An 18,453-nucleotide genomic window follows, 5' to 3' on the forward strand; every position below is an offset into this window, starting at 1 on the left:
CGGCAGATTGCTTTAGGAGACGCATTTAATGTTCGAATAAGCTGTTTTCGGGTTTGCGCCCAAGCATATAGGTACACCCTTGTTGAGCATTAGATCTGCCGCAGATTGCCCAGTTGCGATCATCTCGTTCAGCGCTTGCAGATAACCGCTCTCAAGCTTGGATGCTCCCTGATACTGCAACCCCTGGGCGGCCAGCCCGACCAGGCGTCCAATCCCTTCGGCCAGCGAGTTTCCCGCCCCATCGACCCCGGCCATGCCGAACTCCGCCGCCTGGGCATACTTGCGATTCAACTCGGAGGGCGCCTGCGCGCCGAGCATGTCCAACGCGGCATCAAGCGCCTCTTCGCTATAGGCCAGGCCCTTCCAGAAGGCCGCGAGTGAAGCGGCGAAGTGAGGTGCACAGGTATCGGCCGAGCGAAACTCGACAATGTTCTTCAGCCGGGCCTCAGGGTAGAGGGTACCCAGATGCATGATCCAATCCTGAAGCGTGGCAGCGCCCGAGGCAGCCCCCAGGCGCATGTAGTCGCGAAAACTCAGGTCGTTCATGTGGATCAACTGCCCTTCACGCTGAATGAACAGCAGTGGTTTCTCCAGGGCCCAGTCAACATAGTGCTCAAAGGCATGGGCGCTGAAGTGTGCGCGCAACATGAACTCGGGAATCCCGGAGCGTTGCTGATCGAATTGGGTCCAGGCATGCATCCGATGACTCTTATAGCGGCTGGTGACCGCCGAAAAGTACGGAGAGTTGGCGAACAAGGCGACGATGTAAGGCTGACAGGCAACCCCCAACTGCAACAACTTGCCCGCATGCTGCTCGGAGAAGTAGTCGACGGAAATCTGCATCGAGGCCGTCATCTTCTGCCCGGCCGAGGCCCCCGAGACCTTTTCCAGGATAGGCATCATGTGCAAGTAGCGAGTACGCGGCACCGTCGCCACCGACGCCACGCCCCCGTAGGGCCGATAACCGATGGGCAGCAACGAAATGGCCAGGCCCTGGCAGACCCGATCCAGTTCCCGCAGAAACACTTCGAGTTCGATCACAACATCGGACACCAGACGCAACGCCGATGAAGAGAACTCCACCTGGCCACCAGGCTCCAGGCTGATGACCGTGCCGCCGCGCCTCAAACCGATGATCAAGCCATCGTCATAAACGGGAGAGTAGCCGTATCCCAGCAAGCCCTTGAAGATGCTCGACAGGCTGCGCAAGCCAAAAAACGGCACACTCAGGGAAGTCGCCTTATCAATCAGGATCAACTCGTATTCAAGTCCGATCAATGCCGAAGTCCGGCGTTTGATATGCCGATGAAAATAGGCAATACAATCTTCCTTGGTGATGGCTCTTGCGCCCAATACTTCCAGCAATTCAGCGGCCATATTGATTTCCTCCTACTAAGCCAGCAGATCCTGGAGATCAGTGAGTGCCATCACTAACGTGTCGATATCTTTGCGACTGTTGTAAAGATGCATCGAGACCCGCAAGGCGCCATTAATTCCACTGTTGCGGTAGAGCGGCTGGTTGCACTGGTAGCCGGAACTCAGTGCAATGTCGTAACGATCGGAAAGAATCCGCGAGACAAATCCGATATCCACCTTGCCGGCGGCAACCAGGGGAAAAATCGGCAGGTGCTGCGGCCCGATGGGGAAGGCGATTTCAATATTGCGCACCGATTGAATCTGCGACAGGAAATAGCGCTCCAGATCCTCATCGTGGTCTTGAACCCACTGCCCGCCCAAGCTGTTTATATAGTCGACCGCCGCCCCCAGCCCGATGGCCCCTTCAATGTTCGGCGTGCCGGCCTCGAACCGACCGGGGCCGGATTGATAACTGACATCACCCAGCCCCACTTTGTTGACCATGCCGCCACCATAGCGATAGCTCTGCATCGACGCCTGCAGATCACGCCGCATGTACAGCACGCCAACCCCCGAGGGGCCGAACATCTTGTGCCCGGAAAGGGCGAGAAAATCACAACCGATCTGCCCGACATTGACCGGGATATGGCCAACGGTCTGCGCCGCGTCCAGCAGGCTCAGCGCCCCCCGTGCCCGGGCGATCTGACAGATCTGCCTGACGGGTTGCACGTTGCCGGTGACATTCGATGCGTGGCAGACCGCGACCAGACGGGCCGGATCGGCGGCGAGCAACGAATCCAGATGATCCAGGTCGATACAACCGTTCTGATCCAGACGGGCAACCGTGACTCGACACCTGGACAACCAGGGCAGGAGATTGGAATGGTGCTCCAGGGGCGAAACCACGACATGGTCGCCATTGCCCAACGCCAGCCCATGGGCGAGCAGATTGATCGAGTCCGTGCAATTGGCGGTAAAGACCACTTCATCGGCGCTACACCCCAGAAAGCAGGCCAGCTTGTTGCGCGACGACTCAAACAGTTGGGTGGACAGCTGAGCATACTGATGATTGGAGCGCCCGACATTGCTACCGGCATGCAGGTAAAAATCAGTGATGGCGCTGATCACCGACGCGGGTTTCAACGAGGTGGATGAACTGTCCAGGTAGATCCGCTGATTATCCCGAAAGAACGGAAAGTCACTGCGCGCATCCGGCAACACCATGCATTTCACATCCAAGGCTTGCATAACATTCTCTCTTTTTTTATTGAGGGACGACTCTTCACGGACCCGCTATTTGATAATCGCGAACTTTCCCGAGGCTTGTGGCGCAATGCTTGGAACGGCCATTGATTCAACAGTACGCATGCGGCCAAACCAGCCACGCAGGCACCGCTCAACGGCCGGCAGGTCGGCGTCGTATTCCGGGACATCGGAAACGTAAAACAGCGTGACCTTGTGCTCGGTCACCTGCAGTTGATACTGCCGGACCCAAGGCGCGGAAACGGCGAACAGCTCATCAAGATCGGCGAGGGTCTTGAGCTCCCCATCATCGGTCACCAGGCAGTCCCTGATACGGCCATGCAGCTTCAGCAAAGGAATGTCATCCACGGCGCCGAAGACCTTATTCGACCACTCGCCTTCCGGCACTTCGACAAGATCCCCGGTGGCATAGCGCAACAAAGGCATCAGCGGATTTTTCCAGGACGTGACAATCAACTCGAACAGATTGCGCCGGGCCAGGTACGGTTTGAGTTCGACCAATGTGTCGTGGCCACAACGGACGAAAGTGCCACTGCGGTTCTGCATGAACAGTACGCCCAGCTCCGTCGAGCCATACATGCTCAGAACCGGCAAACCATAAGCGCTCTCGATGAGCCGGCGAACATTGGCGGTCATGTACTCGTAGGAAGCTGCGATGTAGTCAGGGATGTACAGAGGCTCAGTAATCCGGTACTGCGCACGCTTGCTCAGGAAGATCGCGAGATAGGTCGGATCTATCTCCAGAAGCTTTGGCGCAAACATCCGCAGTTCGGCATCGATGCGCTGGATATCGGTGAGCGTCCAGCGCGTAGGGTCCGGATGCGTATTGAGGCTCAGCACCCCATTGTGGATGCGCTGCTGGTAGTCCGGGTCGTCAAGAAAGCACGACACCGCGGAACAGGCCGCCGTCGTCAATACTGCTTTCCTGTCATGCTCCATCGAATAACCAACCATGTCCGCCACCCGCTGATAGGCGCGCGTGAACTCACGTCCCCACCAGCCCTTGTAGCGAATGATCTGGAGAATCTGGGAGCTGCTCCCGGAGGTATTGGCGAACTCCACATCGCCGCCCTCGATGCCGACACGCATCGCCTGGGTCATGAAGTTTCCAGGAAACCCGGAAATGATTGCCTTCTTGTCCAGCAGCGGAATACCGGCGGGGTCGCCCGCCTTGAAGAATGAATCGAGGCGCTTCATCAAAGGCTGATAAAGGGGCACCTGGAAGTGTTCAATTGACATGTTGCCGACTCCTTGTGGCAGCCTCACTGGCGAATGTTTTCCATATCTGCAGGTGCTCGGGATGATTGAGCAGGGTCTTTTCTATATGCCCCTGCAGCCCCAGGACGAAATGTTCGTGACTGGCCAGCTCGACCGCCTCGATCACCCCATCGGCAGCCCTAGCGCAGGCTTTCAAGCCCGGCGCCAGGCGCTTGATCGCCTGGTGGTGCACCGACGAAACGCTGAAACTGCGCTTGTCGATAATCCGATAGAGCCGGCTCTGCGGATCGACGTCCACAGGGTGATAGTTGATCCAGCCATCGGGGTCGATCCCGTGCTCGACCCCTCGATCGGGGATCTCCTGATACAGCGAGCCGCCTTCGGCAACGTTGATCAATTGCAGGCCTCGGCAAACGCCGAGAATCGGTAGCTGTCGTAACCTGGCCTGCCGGTACAAGGCCAACTCCAGTACGTCACGATCCTTGTCGGGACTGAGCATCAGCGGCCGCTTGTAAGGCTCGCCAACCCCTGATACCTGCGCCGAATAGCTGACCTCGCAATCCTCGCCGTAATGGCTCGGACAAAGGTCCTGACCGGAGCCCAGCAACAGTCCATCGGCCATGGCGAACAGGCGCTCCAACGCCTCAACGGGCATCCCCGGCACCACCACCAGCGGAACACAGCCCAGGCTGATCAGCAGCTCGGTGAAACTGCAATTGAGAACATTCATCGCCAAGGCAGCGGAGTGATTGATAGCCAGCCGCTGGCGTGCGGCGCTGATGAGAATAACGGGCTGCATCATTCAATTCCCTGAATAGGTACCTGCACCGCGCCTACGCGCAGTGCCCAGGCTTCATGGCGTCGGCGTCAGTGACTGGCGCGCAGGTAGCGCATCGAGGTAGCTGGCAATCGAGTCCAGCTTCAGTCGGTCATAGGAGTAACGCTGGTCCGGCTCGGTATCGGGCATCTTGGTGCCGGCACGCATGGCCGATTCGACGAAGATGCCCAGCAAGGGATTGACCTCAAGGACATAGAACTTGCGGTCGGCGGTCGACTGCACCATGTCGACGATCGTCCCATTGATTCCCAACACCTGGGCGGCCTTGAGCGCAACTTCAACTTCGCCCCCCAGGATGCGCGGCGTCATTTCACCGCCCGCGGAAATGTTGGTCTTGAAGCTGTGTTTCTTCTTGCGGCTGTAGCCGCCCATCAACTCGCCGTTGAAGATCTCGACCCGACAATCGTAATCGCCAAACTCGATGTATTGCTCAACGTAGTAATCACCGAGAAAGTGCGCCGTCGCCTGGATGAAGTCGATGAACTGTTCAGCCTCCACAAAGCGCATCACGCCCACGGCCCCATGGCCCGAGCGGGGCTTGTAGACCAGGCTGCCCCAGCGCGCAAAGAGTTGGTGAATGACCGCATCATCAATCTGGCTACCCAGCAATGCGGAGTCGGGTACGTTCACTCCATGCATGCGCAACAGCTGGTTGGCCTTGAACTTGTCGCGACAGTTGAAGAATGAAACACACTCGTTCACCACTACTACGCCGCTGTCTTGCAACGCCCGAAGAATATCGGCCTGATACGGCGACTGCTCATCGGCGTTCATATGAAACAGGGCATCGAACTCACTGAGGCAGCGCCCACAGGCGGTATAGACCTTCCCGGAAATGACATGGCATTGGCGCATGTCGAAATCGGAAAAAACCACAAAGCCTTTTTCCTCAAGCAACTCACGAAGCATTTGCTTGGGAATATGGCCGTTGTCGTTTTCATACATCCACAGTACTACCGAACGACGACTTCTGGCTGAAGTGCTCATCGCACAATCTCCGCGTTGCTATCTGCTACCGAGGGTGGGCATGGCGTGCCGTGGCACGCCATGCATGATTCAGAGAATGACCGAGAGCGGGTCTTTGTAAGACTCGCGCTGAGTCAGGCCATACCACCAGCGACGAACGTTCTCATAGTTGAATACGATGTTTTCGCTCTGCGCCTTGAGGATGTAATCGGTGTACTGGACAAACGCCAGGTCGGCCAGGGACAGCGAGTCCCCCACCAGGAATCGCCCCTCCTCGCCAATGGCGTGATCCATGGCGGCGTAGATGGCGTTCAGCTTCTCCTCGGCCTCCTTGACCACTGCCTGGTCAGTCTGCCCGCCGTACATGGGCAGGAACAGCTTCTGCCAGACCAGGGCATAGGCCTGGGGCGTGAAATAACTGGAGTCCACGCTGAGCCACTGGTCCATCCGCGCTATGTCTTGCCGGTCCTGTGGAATCAACGAAATGCCGGGCAGGATCGCCTCCAGATAACGGTTGATGGCCTGCGACTCATAAAGGGTAAGGTCACCGTGGATCAGCACCGGAACCTTGCCGAACGGGTTGAGACTCAAGTGCTCGTCCGACTTGTGCGCACCGGTCCCCAGGTCGATGCTGACAAACTCCACCGGCGTGTTCTTTTCCTTCAGAACCATCAGCACACTGCGGGTGCAGGCGCTGTTTTCGTTGCCGATCAACTTCATGCTGCGCGCCGTCATTTACCCATCCCCATTTGCGACCCCATGTCCAGGGTATTGCCAAAGGTCCAGCCCTTGCGGATCACATTGCCGTCAAAGTAGGCAATATCCATGTTGTCCACGTTGACCACGCGGTTGGATGCCGGGATGCCTTTGAGAGGCCCCTTGTGCGTCGCGGTGAAGATCCCCTGGTGAATCACGAAGTCCCCTACCGACCACATGTTGGTCATGTTGATGGACGCATCGGGGAAGGCTTCGGCCAGCATCACGAAATCGTCCCGCGAATGGTCCTTGCCCACGGCCAACCCGGGGACCATCTGGTCATCCCATTCGATATCGTCGCTCATGCAGTCGAGCCACGGCTCCAACTGCTTGCTCAGCAGCAGTTCGTTGTAGTGGCGCATCTTGGCCAGGTTCTCGAAGCGCGGCTTCAGCGTCTTGCAGTCATAGATCTCACACGGCTCGGTCAGTGACGGCACGCTGCGCCCCTGATCGTCGATCACACCGAGCTGGATCAGCAGGGTGTAGGGGTCCTCGTAGGTGTGCTCCTTGGTCACACGGAAATCACTGTCGAACCAGAACAGGCTGGCGGCGATCAGGCCAACCTCCTTGTTGCTCGGCTCAACGCCCATGTAGGCCTGGGCGTGCCGCCCCTTCCAGCCCCACACGGCGATGAGCACATTGTCCTTGAGAAACAGGATGCGGTCGGCCAACTGCATGTCGGCGAACGTGCCCTGCCACTCCTGGTAGTGCTCGAGGATCTGCGTCACGCCAATGCGGTCAGGCTGTCCGGGAGATTTGCGAATGGCATCTGCCGCGTACAAAGATGCCAAAGACTTGTAGTCCTTAGTACGGACCGCAGTCAGATAACTCTCACGAAATAAGGTTAGGCTCATCTTTATTACCAACTTTGTGAATGAATGGGTTCAACTTTGCACTGCAGCAGTACTTCAGGCATCGGGTCATCACTGGGGGACTCGAAGTCCATGCCAAAGATTTCCTTGTTTTCCTGCTTTATCCACTTGTCAAAGGGATGCTGGGAGCTCGCCAACTTTGCGAATGCCGCATTCAAATCTGGCGCCGCCAAATAACAGATAAACAGCTCCATCTCGCCAAAAGGCTGCAGGAACCAGTTCTCCTCCACCGTATCGAGGCGCTCCAGAAACTGGCGAAAATCGGCATTGCGTTCATTGCGGATCAACTGGGCAAACTTCAGGAAACGCTCTTTCTTGTCACCGGGTAAAGGCACCGCAAAAGCCATGGTCTGCATAAAACACCTCAGTTGCGCTTGATAAACTCTAGGCACACACCCGGTTCGGAAGTCATGAACAACCGGGCTTTCAATGTCGGTTCATTCCCATCCACTGCGCGCAACTCATAACGTTGCGCAATACGCACCAGAATCGTCTTGCCCTCGCCCTCGGCCAGATGGATACCGATGCACTTTCGAGCGCCCGCGCCAAACGGCAGGTAGGCATACTTGTGCACATGCTTGATGCGTTCCGGTGCAAAGCGTTCCGGGTCAAACTTCAAAGGCTCTTGCCAATATTCCGGATTGCGATGCAGGCCCCACTGGGCAACGATGAAGTCCGCGCCCTTGGGAAACAGATAGTTCTGGTACTGATAGTCTTCCAGCACCACTCGGCTCATGCCCCAGGAAGACGGATAGAGCCTGAGTGACTCCTTGAATACCCAGTCGGTGTAATCGAGGCGCTTCAAATCTTCCAGGGTGCAGAGTGCATTGCCGAGTTCAGCCTCGACTTCCTCATGCAGCTTCTGTTGTTCCCGTGAGTTGTTCGCCAGCAGATAGAGGGCGAATGCCACGCCGTTCGCGGTGGTTTCATGACCGGCCAGAAACAGGTTCATGACTTCATGCCGGAGTTGGATATCCGTCATCCCCTCCCCGGTGTCTTCGTACACCGCAGACATGTACATCGATAACAGGTCGTTATGCTGGACCTCTTTGTTCTGACGACGATCGTGGATGATGGTGTAGATGATCGCGTCGATTTTCTTCTTGGCGTTCTCGTACGCCTGCTCATCGGCGGCGCTGATGCTCGCCGGCGACCACAACTTCAGCAGCGAATACTCCTGCAAGACCTCAAGGGCCGCGGTGACATCGCTGGAAAAACGCAGAATGTCCGTGGAGAACAGGCACTTGATGACAATCCGCAGGGTCAGCTTTTTCATCTCCTGAGTTGCATCGAGAACACCTTCGGAACGAGCATCCCACTCATCGAACATTTCGTTGATGCATTCGTGAAATACGTTGCCGAAAGCGTCAACGCTGCGTTTGCTGAAAGAAGGATTGGCAATCTTGCGCTGACGCTTCCATTCATCACCGATCAGCGTCGACAGCCCATTGCCAATAGCCGGGCTGATCTTTTCCATGGTCTCGGCGCTTTTTGAGAAAAACCGCTCGTCACCAATCAGCATGCTTTCGATAAAGGGCGCATCGGCGATGAGATAACCGTTGATGCCCCGCAGGTAAACGATATTCCCGTACTTTTCCAACGCCCGCGTGGTCAGGCCCAGGGGGTCCTTCAACATGTAGGAAGGGTCATTGAACTCGGGAGAAACATCATCGCTGCCCGGCACCACATCAAAGCCGGTACCAACCAGGAGTGCCGCTTCCGTCGCTTGCGGCAAATCGCCCTTCCTCAAGTCTTTCAAATTACTCATAGCTGGACACTCTCATAGTTATCACGATTTACAGATAAGACTCTTGGCTCACCATTTACAGCAAAGAAGTTAAGCGACCAGGACACTTCCAGATTCAGGACGTGGTGCCACCAACCGGCCGGCAAATACAACATATCGCCAGGCCGCAGTTCGCAAACAGTGGATACCGACTGCTGATAATCCGGAAACTTCTCAGCCTGGTAGTTTTCCGGATCCACGCGACTGGGCTCATACATCAAGTTTCCGCCGACACTGGCCGGGTAGAGAAACTTTGTTTCACTGGGAGCAAAAAGACGTATTTTCTTGCGCCCTTTCAATTGCACCAGAAAGTTATCCACCATATCCCGATGCAATCTCAGCCCGGTACTGGCAGGGCCTATCCACCATCTTGGCGTATTGAATACCTCACGCGCGAAGACACTCGGAAAACAGTAGGTATCGTCCAACGCGGGCGGTACGGTATTGGCCGCCATATAACCGTTGGCAGACGCTTGTGCGGCATATAAAGACTCTACATATTCGGCAAACGAGGTTTTCCGGTACTTGGGTGGCTGAGCATTTTCCAGATCGTATTCTTCAAGAAGAAGACTCACGTCCAGGTTACCCACCCGATTGACGATATGCCCCACAGGCATTGAGAAGATCGGCCATGAAACTGCCGCATTGCGCACAATGACCGGTTCTCCACGGCGTAAATAAGGTTCGATATCCCTTTCATCAGCGATCACCTGGCAAAACGGAAAATCCTTTCCTTGAGTACTACGAATCCCCAGTTGAGCAATGCGCTGAGCGTCGACCAAGGCATTGTTGAAAATAAAATTCAACAGCTTCATCACATCGACAGCAATAGCGGAGTGGTCGTTGTCTGCGCTAATCAACAACTTCCCGGTATTGAACAGCGTCAGCGGGTCATCGACCTTGTTTGCCAAAGCCTGGAGCGTCATGTCACTGAGCACGATGGTGGCGCGTGGTGGGTACTCCTGCGCGGTAAACGACCAGCTCAGTGTTTCAGAAACTTCCATGCAGCCCAGATGAACTCCAGACTCAAGTTGCCAGTGATAGCGTCCCTGCAGGCCACGAAGTGCCCAGGCAGGAACTTTTTCACTCAATGTCTCGATCAATCGAAGGTTGGAAACTACATTTGCCAACATTGCATAGGCTCCCTGCCAGGCCAGATCAAAGCTCAAACAACAGATCCTTATATTCGTGTCTGAATACAAGACCTATTGCATACTCGATATACCGCACAAACAGCGCGGCATAACCTTTGCTATCAGGTGCTAGATGTTCTGCAAGCTCGATCCACTCTCCAGCATTGGAGAAACGCGCATAAAACAACTTCGTGAACACATAGTCACTGGACACGGGCTTCACACCGGAAAAATGCTGTTTACCGAAAAATGATATAACCGGCTGAATGCTGCTTGAATTTCGCCCGAACAGTTCAAGCAGCCAAGCGTGATAAACATCTTCCTGCAATGCTCTGTCATCAGCGGCCTCACGACTCAGCAACGCCTTGATGTCGCTGGGCAAGAGTCGCGCCTGGGCATCCCGGCCAAGCAACTTTGCCAAGTCCGTCCAATACGCCGAGCAGTCATCAAGATGTTGCTCCAGATAGAGCGCTATGAACTGGCTGAACGACTTATCTTTGCGATGAGCCTGGCACATCAGGGTGTTGGATACGTAGTTGAAAAAACTGTATATCCGTTCTCGATCTCCCAGGGCACTCACCAAAAAGTCTGGAAAATGAAAGGTCGGCCATTTGGAGTCCGTGGCGATAACACCATCACGACCAAAGGAGTAAGTGGTATCCCTCGCAACAAAATCCTGAGTCCGGCCAATGCCAAATACCCGAGTACTGGGAATCACATACCCCGCCTCGTACTTGTTTGTCAGTCCACTTTCTTCGAGAAATGCCAATGTGCGAGCGATGGTGTATCTGTCCGCATGCGCATTCCCCAGAAAGAACGAGATGAGATTGGAGTACTCAATTGGCGCACTGGCGGTAAACTTCGCCTGCTCTTCCAGCTTTCGCGTTCTTTCCTCATGAATTTCCGCACGTATCGAAGACAGGCTTTTGAGAAAGGTAACGGCCTGCTCTCTCTTGTACGGCACCTTCGCCCGCTTCAGGTTATCTTCGTCCAACGAAAGAATATCGTTCATGGCGCCGGTGTAACCGGCACGCATCATCGTCTTCAGCTCATCGTGACCCAGCGAAGGCAGCGAATATCCTGACCATTTAATCTGACGCTTCTTATAACGCTCATTAAGACGAATCACCCGCTCGGCCAGCTCCAAGGCGAAACCAGCACCACCGATATTCAGTTCAGAGCAGATAAACCAGAAGTCATAAAGATCGTTCTTTAAAAGAAACTCCAGGTCAGCTTCGACCACATCCAGATTACGCTTGTCAATCCGCTTGCCCTTGACGTCAGGTTCAACACAGAAATAGCACTGAAACGGGCATCCACGCGAAACCTCCACAGCAATGGTCGGTGGCGTTTTCGACTGTAATGCCGGCCCGTAAAAGGCCTTGATTTCGTTAACGATATCCAGCCGGTACTCGGTCACTTCGGCTGGCTTGTAGAAACCGACATCGTTATATAGGTACTCAGCTCCGTTCTTGTGAATCAGTCCAGGCACAGCCCCCAGGTTTCGGCCAGAGAGAGTGTCGTTGAAGGAGCGAAAGAAGCCGTCTGGACAGCCCTGCAAGCCAAGGTCGATTTCCAGATAGTTAGCCAACTTTCTGGCATGAGTGGTGAAACCAAAGCCACCCATGATGATAGGTGCATCCGTCAACTCCCTCACCAGGCGAATCAGGCGCCTGCTGTCTTCAACGGGGTAATAGGTTCTAAAGTAATTCCCAGGCTCGCCATCTACCGCATCATAGTTGGAAAGATCAAGGGAGTCCCCTTGCCGCAGATGTATACCAATCATCTTCGGACGCTGGGTCTTTATCACGTTTTTAAGATATTCGTACCAATGTTCAACGTACAGCAAATCAATACGTGTGACCCTGATATCGAATCGCCGAGCAATCTCACTAATCTGAACAAAGGCATACGGATATATCGGACGCCACGGCAAGTTACAACAATTCAGCAATAAGAAATCGGTTTCCTGCATACTCACGGCGCGTCATCCCTGTACAACAGTGCAGAAAGCTATTTAGCTGGCCAAGAACATTGGCAGTTTGAAAACCGCCTTGCGTGAATTACAGCCCTGACAAATCTCCATATTGCCCAACTGTTTCACCCTGCTTTTCACAATCTTCTTCAGGTTGTCATTATCAATATGGCCAATATTTGATACGTGCCCAAAATCCTGGAAACAACCGAGTATCTCGCCGGTATAACTGATACTGACGCTGCCATCGCCAATGGCACAAAAGTTTCTATTTTCAAGAGTACCCAGCAGGGCATTCAGCATGAATTTGACCTTGCCCATGCCTGTTTTGTACTCGCTCTCAGACAGGTTCAAACCCAACTCGCGCACAAGTTTCTGACGGTATTCACTTTCGAGTTTGGCGTTGATATCCCCGCCTCGGTTCCAGAGCGGGAACAGATAGATGCGCTTGAAACCCAGGCTACGCAAATGTGCGACGGTCGCTGGCAACGTACTATAGATCGCCGGGCCGCCAGTCAAATGGACAATGACCTTATCCGCCGCGGCCTCGGCCAACGCGGCAATGTTGCGCCAGATCTTCTCGTGGTTCAGACCAATGTGAACCTTATCGAAAACCTCTTTCTGAATAGAACTGACAGATAGCCGGATGACATCAACGTTTTGTACACAGGCATCTATATTACGCTGATTGAAAGTGACTGCCGTTGTTGTCACGTCAGTCAAGACTCCAGAGCGACGCATCATTCGCAAAAGCTCATGAAACTCTGGATGAATGGTCGGCTCCCCCCTGCCCGCCAAGTCAAGTTCCCAGACATAGGAAGGGTCTATCTGCGAAACTATCTTATCCATGGTCTCAAGCGAAATAAAACCATAGTCCTTGATCACTGAGCGGGGGCACATACTGCATGCTGCTGGGCACGATGGCGTCGCCTCAACATTGACAAGTACCTTCTTAAGCACGGGCAGTTCTCTCCATTGATTTTTATATTCCCTGTGGAGCTCATCTAGACTGCCGGCGCGTTCAAACAGCGCAGCCCGTCCGTCCTTCAACAATCTAGAGACATTACCGCTCATCTGTAACTACCACTATTGGTAGGTACTCAGCGAGACGAAGTCTTTACTCTTTCTATTCCGGCAAGACGCCATCGGACAAGTTGCTGGCAAGCGCCCATTGCCACATCTTTTTTCTGACGCCAAACTTACATCTACGCATGTTTCATATTTATAAACTTGATTTCCATCGTAGAACTGGTCAGATTCGCGACGCAACTCGATGTCACCGCAATACGAAAGGTGACTATACAAGGAGGGTATTTATGAAAAGCTGGCAAGATGACTTACTGATGATAACGGACCTGAAACTTTCCGAAGCTCAAATAGTCAAGCGAATTCAAGATGCGGCTACAACGCTTGAATTCGAGTACTGTGCTTACGGGCTACAGGTGATTTTTCCCGAGGAGAAAGTCGTGATGTTCAACAACTATCCTCGTCAATGGCAGAGGCGCTACGACACTGAAAACTACCTGGCCACTGATCCAATAGTGGCACAAGGTAGACAATCCCAGGCACCGATCATATGGGAGGACGCGGTATTTCGCGAAGCACCTGTATTTTGGGAAGAAGCGCGGGCAGCTGGACTTAAAGTTGGATGGTCACAGTCAAGTACCAATGCTGCCGGTGCAGCCAGCATGCTATCACTCAGCAGATCGTCACAACCCATCACCCGCCAGGAACTGGATGCCAACGAAATAAAAATGCGCTGGCTGGTAAGTGTGGCTCACATCACACTTTCAAACCGGATCAGCACACGTCTTGCGAACCCCTACGAAGTTAAGCTGACCTCCCGTGAGAAAGAAGTTCTAAAGTGGACCGGCAGCGGCAAGACCTCATTTGAAATATCCTGCTTGCTGGCCATTTCAGAAAACACGGTAAACTTCCATATCAAGAACTCCATTCTAAAACTAAGCGCCGCCAACAAAACTGCTGCCGTTGTCCAAGCATTCCTCACAGGACTACTGATCTAAATAACAATAATAGAAAATAATAAGACAAACCCAAACCGAAAACTTTCTCTGCCTTCACATTCCCCTTTTGCACCTCAGTCTCAGGAACTCTTCTGCTCTTGAGCCATGCTGGCGCCGGCTGCCCATACCTCCTGTCCGGCGACCAGCACTAATACCGCAAAGCCTTTGCCCGGCAAAAAAAGCCACCTACCTACCAATAATGGTAGGTACCCGGCTTTACTCGCTAATTTACGATCACGCTCGACTTGAACGCCGAGGATGTATGATGCGTATTTTTTCCGGAAATGGTAAAGCATTAGGCTCGCAGCTAAAGCAGGACATTGCTTCTTATCGTTATAAGGTATTTGTGGAAAAGCTCGGCTGGCCACTGGATTGCCCCGATCAGTTGGAACTCGACGAGTTTGACCGGGATGACACGCTTTACCTCGCGGCCAAAGATGAAACAGGCGCCATTGTGGGTACAGCACGCCTGCTACCCACAACCCGCCCTTATCTATTATCGGAAGTATTTCCCGACCTGCTGGGTTCAGATCAGCCGCCCTCTCAAACTCATGTCTGGGAGTTGTCCAGGTTCGCCGCTGTATCGCTCGATAAAGAGACCGATGTTCTGAATGCCTACTCTTCCTCCCACTCAATGTCGCTGCTGCTTGAAGCCTTCGAGTACGCCAAGTCTCTGGGGGCACGCAAACTACTGACGGTTTCGCCGAGTGCGATCGCACGGCTGCTGATCAAGAGAAAGTTCAATATTCGGCGCCTCGGCCCCTCCAGGATCAGTGAGGGGCTGAGCATCATGGCCCTGGAAATCGACCTGTCTGCAGTACGCAGCCATTAAGCTAGAACGGCCCAGGAGCTCCAGCGCAGCGCCTGGGCAAGCACGGGTTTATGCTGGCCAATCCAGCCTGGGCAAGCCACACGCTGCGGGCTGAAAGGCCTTCAACGATCGCAGGATCGCATCTGCGTGGGCAAACTTGCTATCGGCCATCGCCGGATCGGGCACTGCGATCACGCTCATGCCAGCGGCCCTGGCCGCGGTCACGCCAAACGGCGAATCCTCGAACACCAGGCACTCGGCGGGGGCCACTCCCAGGCGACGGGCAGCCGTGAGGAAGATATCCGGCGCCGGCTTGGCCGCCGTCACTTCCGGATCGTCGGCAGTGACGATGGTGTCGAACAGCGCGAACCAGTCGCCATGGCGGGTGGTTTTCTCGCCGAACGACATCTGCGACGAACTGGTTCCCACGGCAATGGGGATCCGGTGCTCCTTCAAGTGCCGCACCAGCTCTTGGGCCCCGGGCATGGCCTGGGCGCGGGGAAAGCGCTCACGCATCAATGGTTCGCGCATGACCAGGAACTCTTCGGCGCTGATGGGCAGGTCCAGGGCCTGGACCACGTAGCGCGCCAGGTCGCCGGCTCCCCGGCCGATGATGTTCTGCTTGATGGTCCAATCGTAGGTGCGGCCATAACGCTCGGCGATCAACTGGGTGATCTCGGTGTAGATGCCCTCGGTGTCCAGGAGCAAGCCGTCCATGTCGAAAATGACGGCCTTGATCGGCCCCAAATCATTCAACTGTGCATTCATCGCATCTGATCCGTTAGCAAAAGTACATTCCAGGGAGCGGCTCAGGTACGGCCAGTTCTTCTTGGCAATTCATCAATTAAAGGATTCAGCAGCATAGCGGCGGGCTTGGGTCGGGAGCAACCTGGGGGGCTGGAAGGCGGTTGCTATGGGCCTTAGTCGGCTGCACCAGGCGGGCTTTTGTCGCCTTTGGGCGCCTCTTGCAGAGGTACACGCGCATCGTCCTGCAATGAACCGGGGTCTTCATTCCCGGGGTCGTTGATCACCTCCGGCTCGTCGGAAGCGGGTTGTGCCTGGCCGGGCATCTCGCGGGGCATGATCGTCTCCTTGAACATCGGGACTCAGAGCCTTGAGTATGGCGAAGCCTGGGACATGCCACACAAAAAACCCGGCGCAGGGCCGGGTTTTCTTCAGCAAGGCAGAATCAGTGACGCTTCTTGTGACCCATGCTGCTCCCCAGGGCGCCACCGGCCGCGCCGCCGATACCGGCGCCGACGGTAGCGCCGGTGCTGCCGCCCAGGCGATTACCGATCAGTGAGCCGCCGGCCGAACCCAGGCCACCACCAATGGCCGCCTTGGCCCGGCTGCCTTTGCGCGCCCCAGCCGCACTGCCTGCCGCACCGGCCACACCCGCGCCGATTGCCGCACCGGTACTGCCACCGAGCTTCTGCCCGACCACATTGCCCAACGCGCCGCCAAGCCCGCCACCAATGGCCGCGGTGCCATCGCCGGCCATAGCGCCTTGAGCCAGCAGAAGTCCCACAACCAGGGCAGGTAGAGTTAAACGCATGACTTGAACCTCAAAGAAAGACTGTCGGACTGACAAGAAAGCCCAGTGCCACGCTGGCCAATTCGAGCTATCGCGGCCGCACCCGGGTTGCTCCCAGGTGCCTTGGACAGCTGATTTTAAAAGAGTTTTATCCCCGCGCAAAAAAAAGCCCGCTGGGGAACGGGCTAGGGATGCTGCTTTTAACGGATGGTTCGAGCCTACTCAGGCAGATGTGAAGATTATGTGAAAAGAGCCTGTCAGCGGGAGCAACACCGACAGACCTTGGGCTTCACCCATCCCGAGGCATCTTCAGCTCACCTTACCGAAAATGTTCAGACCGGGCCGCTGGCAGGCAACGCCTTGGAACGTTGTCAATCCACCACCCCGATCTCTGCCACAGAGGCTCGAACGCAGTTGCACTCAACGAATGCTGCGGATGCTGCCTTTATTGCCTTTGACCGTGACCGAGACTTTCTTGAAGAAGAAGTAGTTTTCTTCACTCACTTCATAACGCGGAGCAACAATCAGGTCGGCGCCCGAAGACTTGACTGCCTTGAAAGCCGCAGCGGACTTGACCGCACTGACCGGATCGAGACCCAGGCCACCCAGTGCACCACTGCCGTCACCACCGTAAGCCACACCGTCGGCAAACTGGCTATCGCCACCGAACTTGAGGAAACCAAACAGGATGTTGACCGACGACTGACCGGAAATCGCTTCGCCTACTGCGACATCCGCCTTCAGGTCAGCCTTGACCTGACTGTCGATTGGCGAAGATGGCTGGCTGATGTTGTAGCTGGTGCAACCCGCGGCGGTGGCAACGAGAGTGGACAATGCGAGGAGTTTGAAAATGGCTTTCACGTTTATTTCCTTATCGCGTTTCATATAAAAGGCATCATCGCTGGATGCGCAGCCCCGTCTGAGTCGGGATAAGGAACATATCGTCACTTATAACAAATTGAGATAAGAAAATTCCTAAACATACATAAAACATCTTAATGAATGCCCCATAAAGCTCCCCACCGAACAAGGGGACCCCGCCAACGTTTCCCCTGAAAAATCTCCAGGCAATAAAAAGCCCCGCATAAGGCGGGGCTGTCTGCATCCTGCGTTACCTTCTCTTCGGCAACGCCTTGGGGAAAAACATCTTGTTGCTGGCTACAGGCACTGTCGCCGCCTTTCTCTTGCTGACAACTGTGCCAGAAGATTCAACCTCTGCTTCGAATGCAGCCTGACCGCAACGCACCAAGTTGTTGATTGGGAACTCATCCCCGTTGTCTTCAATATAAGCAAGACTCCTCATACCCAGCTCCCTCCAACAACCGACCAGTACCGGCAAGCTCCTGATTGCCTGGAAAATACTGCTCGTCACGGCACTTAAGACTAGACAGTCATTTGCCGACCATCCGTTCAAAACAGGCAGACGCCGACGAGTGGCTGCATGCCATGGGCGAGGATGGATCGCTCCACCTCCCGGCCGCACGCAACAGCTGAAAATGGGTCGGTTGCCGTCGCGTTGCTGCAGTCGGCATCAAAGCTATAAAGACCCACTCTAGAAGCGTGTGCTCAAGCTCTTCGTTACGTCACCGGCCGCCATCAGCTGGGAAACTCCTGTCTTTATATCTTTGTCAATAGTGCCGTTGAGCGACTGTGCGGGAGATAGCGCGCTGCTAGGCTTTCCTGGCGTCACACCATGCGCGCGCCCGATCTGTTCAGGCTATTGATAAAGGCAGGTCAGGCTCAGGTATAAGCCGCTTGTCAGATGACTGAAAGGATTCGAACATGAAAAAGTCCATAACTGCTCTGGCCGTATCCGCGACGATCGCTTTCACCGCCACTGTCGCGAACGCTTCCGTACATCCAACCCCGATCAAAGCTCCGCAGACCGTCAATCAGGTGACAGCTTCTACTGACACCCCTT

Annotated in this window: 18 protein-coding genes; 2 read left to right on the forward strand and 16 right to left on the reverse strand. The window is 54.9% G+C overall.

Annotated features, from left to right (window positions below):
• Nucleotides 1–12: 12 nt before the first annotated feature.
• The 12 genes from KCG88_RS25515 to KCG88_RS25570 form a co-directional block, all read right to left on the reverse strand.
• Nucleotides 13–1,377: a glutamate-cysteine ligase family protein gene (locus KCG88_RS25515; protein ID WP_053150011.1), complete on the reverse strand. Its 1,365-nt coding sequence runs from the start codon at nt 1,375–1,377 to the stop codon at nt 13–15.
• A 15-nt stretch (nt 1,378–1,392) separates the two neighbouring features.
• Nucleotides 1,393–2,604: a cysteine desulfurase gene (locus tag KCG88_RS25520; RefSeq protein WP_210713372.1), complete on the reverse strand. Its 1,212-nt coding sequence runs from the start codon at nt 2,602–2,604 to the stop codon at nt 1,393–1,395.
• 45 nt (nt 2,605–2,649) lie between these two features.
• On the reverse strand, nt 2,650–3,858 hold the full coding sequence (locus KCG88_RS25525; RefSeq protein WP_047336121.1) for a hypothetical protein: 1,209 nt from the start codon (nt 3,856–3,858) through the stop codon (nt 2,650–2,652).
• Nucleotides 3,848–4,639, reverse strand: a complete 792-nt coding sequence (locus KCG88_RS25530; RefSeq protein WP_210713373.1) for a gamma-glutamyl-gamma-aminobutyrate hydrolase family protein — start codon at nt 4,637–4,639, stop codon at nt 3,848–3,850. Before KCG88_RS25530 ends, KCG88_RS25525 begins: the two co-directional genes overlap by 11 nt.
• Nucleotides 4,640–4,690: 51 nt before the next feature.
• On the reverse strand, nt 4,691–5,662 hold the full coding sequence (locus KCG88_RS25535; RefSeq protein WP_052914305.1) for an ATP-grasp domain-containing protein: 972 nt from the start codon (nt 5,660–5,662) through the stop codon (nt 4,691–4,693).
• A gap of 69 nt (nt 5,663–5,731) precedes the next feature.
• Complete coding sequence (locus tag KCG88_RS25540) at nt 5,732–6,376, reverse strand: glutathione S-transferase N-terminal domain-containing protein (protein ID WP_052959500.1); 645 nt, start codon at nt 6,374–6,376, stop codon at nt 5,732–5,734.
• Nucleotides 6,373–7,251: an ester cyclase gene (locus tag KCG88_RS25545; protein ID WP_080965399.1), complete on the reverse strand. Its 879-nt coding sequence runs from the start codon at nt 7,249–7,251 to the stop codon at nt 6,373–6,375. Before KCG88_RS25545 ends, KCG88_RS25540 begins: the two co-directional genes overlap by 4 nt.
• A gap of 5 nt (nt 7,252–7,256) precedes the next feature.
• The gene (locus KCG88_RS25550) at nt 7,257–7,625 is read right to left on the reverse strand and encodes a hypothetical protein (protein WP_047284824.1); all 369 of its coding nucleotides are present in this window, start codon (nt 7,623–7,625) and stop codon (nt 7,257–7,259) included.
• An 8-nt stretch (nt 7,626–7,633) separates the two neighbouring features.
• Nucleotides 7,634–9,037: a cytochrome P450 gene (locus KCG88_RS25555; RefSeq protein ID WP_210713374.1), complete on the reverse strand. Its 1,404-nt coding sequence runs from the start codon at nt 9,035–9,037 to the stop codon at nt 7,634–7,636.
• Complete coding sequence (locus KCG88_RS25560; RefSeq protein ID WP_210713375.1) at nt 9,034–10,224, reverse strand: cupin-like domain-containing protein; 1,191 nt, start codon at nt 10,222–10,224, stop codon at nt 9,034–9,036. The genes KCG88_RS25555 and KCG88_RS25560 overlap by 4 nt, the downstream gene beginning before the upstream one ends.
• Nucleotides 10,214–12,169, reverse strand: a complete 1,956-nt coding sequence (locus KCG88_RS25565; protein ID WP_210713376.1) for a hypothetical protein — start codon at nt 12,167–12,169, stop codon at nt 10,214–10,216. The genes KCG88_RS25560 and KCG88_RS25565 overlap by 11 nt, the downstream gene beginning before the upstream one ends.
• Before the next feature lie 36 nt (nt 12,170–12,205).
• Nucleotides 12,206–13,237 (reverse strand): radical SAM protein, encoded by a 1,032-nt coding sequence (locus tag KCG88_RS25570; protein WP_080966921.1) that lies wholly within the window; start codon nt 13,235–13,237, stop codon nt 12,206–12,208.
• A gap of 242 nt (nt 13,238–13,479) precedes the next feature.
• Between KCG88_RS25570 and KCG88_RS25575 the strand changes: the two genes are divergently transcribed.
• Both KCG88_RS25575 and KCG88_RS25580 read left to right on the forward strand, forming a co-directional pair.
• Nucleotides 13,480–14,187 carry an autoinducer binding domain-containing protein gene (locus KCG88_RS25575; RefSeq protein ID WP_047336118.1) on the forward strand — a complete coding sequence of 236 codons (708 nt, stop codon included), beginning with the start codon at nt 13,480–13,482 and terminating at the stop codon, nt 14,185–14,187.
• Nucleotides 14,188–14,452: 265 nt separating this feature from the next.
• Complete coding sequence (locus KCG88_RS25580) at nt 14,453–15,019, forward strand: acyl-homoserine-lactone synthase (RefSeq protein ID WP_047285471.1); 567 nt, start codon at nt 14,453–14,455, stop codon at nt 15,017–15,019.
• Between the two features lie 48 nt (nt 15,020–15,067).
• Here KCG88_RS25580 and KCG88_RS25585 read toward each other — a convergent pair whose 3' ends face one another.
• From KCG88_RS25585 to KCG88_RS25600, 4 genes are all read right to left on the reverse strand, one after another.
• Nucleotides 15,068–15,766, reverse strand: a complete 699-nt coding sequence (locus KCG88_RS25585; protein WP_047336117.1) for an HAD-IA family hydrolase — start codon at nt 15,764–15,766, stop codon at nt 15,068–15,070.
• Nucleotides 15,767–15,918: 152 nt separating this feature from the next.
• Nucleotides 15,919–16,080, reverse strand: a complete 162-nt coding sequence (locus KCG88_RS25590; protein WP_199522586.1) for a hypothetical protein — start codon at nt 16,078–16,080, stop codon at nt 15,919–15,921.
• A 107-nt stretch (nt 16,081–16,187) separates the two neighbouring features.
• Nucleotides 16,188–16,553, reverse strand: coding sequence for a glycine zipper domain-containing protein (locus tag KCG88_RS25595; RefSeq protein WP_031321282.1), 366 nt, complete (start codon nt 16,551–16,553; stop codon nt 16,188–16,190).
• 399 nt (nt 16,554–16,952) lie between these two features.
• Complete coding sequence (locus KCG88_RS25600; protein WP_047284812.1) at nt 16,953–17,393, reverse strand: hypothetical protein; 441 nt, start codon at nt 17,391–17,393, stop codon at nt 16,953–16,955.
• Nucleotides 17,394–18,453 lie beyond the last annotated feature (1,060 nt).

It is taken from the genome of Pseudomonas sp. MWU349 (genome assembly GCF_017947325.1).
Lineage (GTDB): Bacteria > Pseudomonadota > Gammaproteobacteria > Pseudomonadales > Pseudomonadaceae > Aquipseudomonas > Aquipseudomonas protegens.

What these genes read in the sequence shown, in the direction of transcription:
- KCG88_RS25515 (WP_053150011.1), bottom strand. Translation starts at nt 1,377, where the DNA reads ATGGCCGCTGAATTGCTGGAAGTATTGGGCGCAAGAGCCATCACCAAG.
- KCG88_RS25520 (WP_210713372.1), bottom strand. Translation starts at nt 2,604, where the DNA reads ATGCAAGCCTTGGATGTGAAATGCATGGTGTTGCCGGATGCGCGCAGT.
- KCG88_RS25525 (WP_047336121.1), bottom strand. Translation starts at nt 3,858, where the DNA reads ATGTCAATTGAACACTTCCAGGTGCCCCTTTATCAGCCTTTGATGAAG.
- KCG88_RS25530 (WP_210713373.1), bottom strand. Translation starts at nt 4,639, where the DNA reads ATGATGCAGCCCGTTATTCTCATCAGCGCCGCACGCCAGCGGCTGGCT.
- KCG88_RS25535 (WP_052914305.1), bottom strand. Translation starts at nt 5,662, where the DNA reads ATGAGCACTTCAGCCAGAAGTCGTCGTTCGGTAGTACTGTGGATGTAT.
- KCG88_RS25540 (WP_052959500.1), bottom strand. Translation starts at nt 6,376, where the DNA reads ATGACGGCGCGCAGCATGAAGTTGATCGGCAACGAAAACAGCGCCTGC.
- KCG88_RS25545 (WP_080965399.1), bottom strand. Translation starts at nt 7,251, where the DNA reads ATGAGCCTAACCTTATTTCGTGAGAGTTATCTGACTGCGGTCCGTACT.
- KCG88_RS25550 (WP_047284824.1), bottom strand. Translation starts at nt 7,625, where the DNA reads ATGCAGACCATGGCTTTTGCGGTGCCTTTACCCGGTGACAAGAAAGAG.
- KCG88_RS25555 (WP_210713374.1), bottom strand. Translation starts at nt 9,037, where the DNA reads ATGAGTAATTTGAAAGACTTGAGGAAGGGCGATTTGCCGCAAGCGACG.
- KCG88_RS25570 (WP_080966921.1), bottom strand. Translation starts at nt 13,237, where the DNA reads ATGAGCGGTAATGTCTCTAGATTGTTGAAGGACGGACGGGCTGCGCTG.
- KCG88_RS25575 (WP_047336118.1), top strand. Translation starts at nt 13,480, where the DNA reads ATGAAAAGCTGGCAAGATGACTTACTGATGATAACGGACCTGAAACTT.
- KCG88_RS25580 (WP_047285471.1), top strand. Translation starts at nt 14,453, where the DNA reads ATGCGTATTTTTTCCGGAAATGGTAAAGCATTAGGCTCGCAGCTAAAG.
- KCG88_RS25585 (WP_047336117.1), bottom strand. Translation starts at nt 15,766, where the DNA reads ATGAATGCACAGTTGAATGATTTGGGGCCGATCAAGGCCGTCATTTTC.
- KCG88_RS25590 (WP_199522586.1), bottom strand. Translation starts at nt 16,080, where the DNA reads ATGCCCCGCGAGATGCCCGGCCAGGCACAACCCGCTTCCGACGAGCCG.
- KCG88_RS25595 (WP_031321282.1), bottom strand. Translation starts at nt 16,553, where the DNA reads ATGCGTTTAACTCTACCTGCCCTGGTTGTGGGACTTCTGCTGGCTCAA.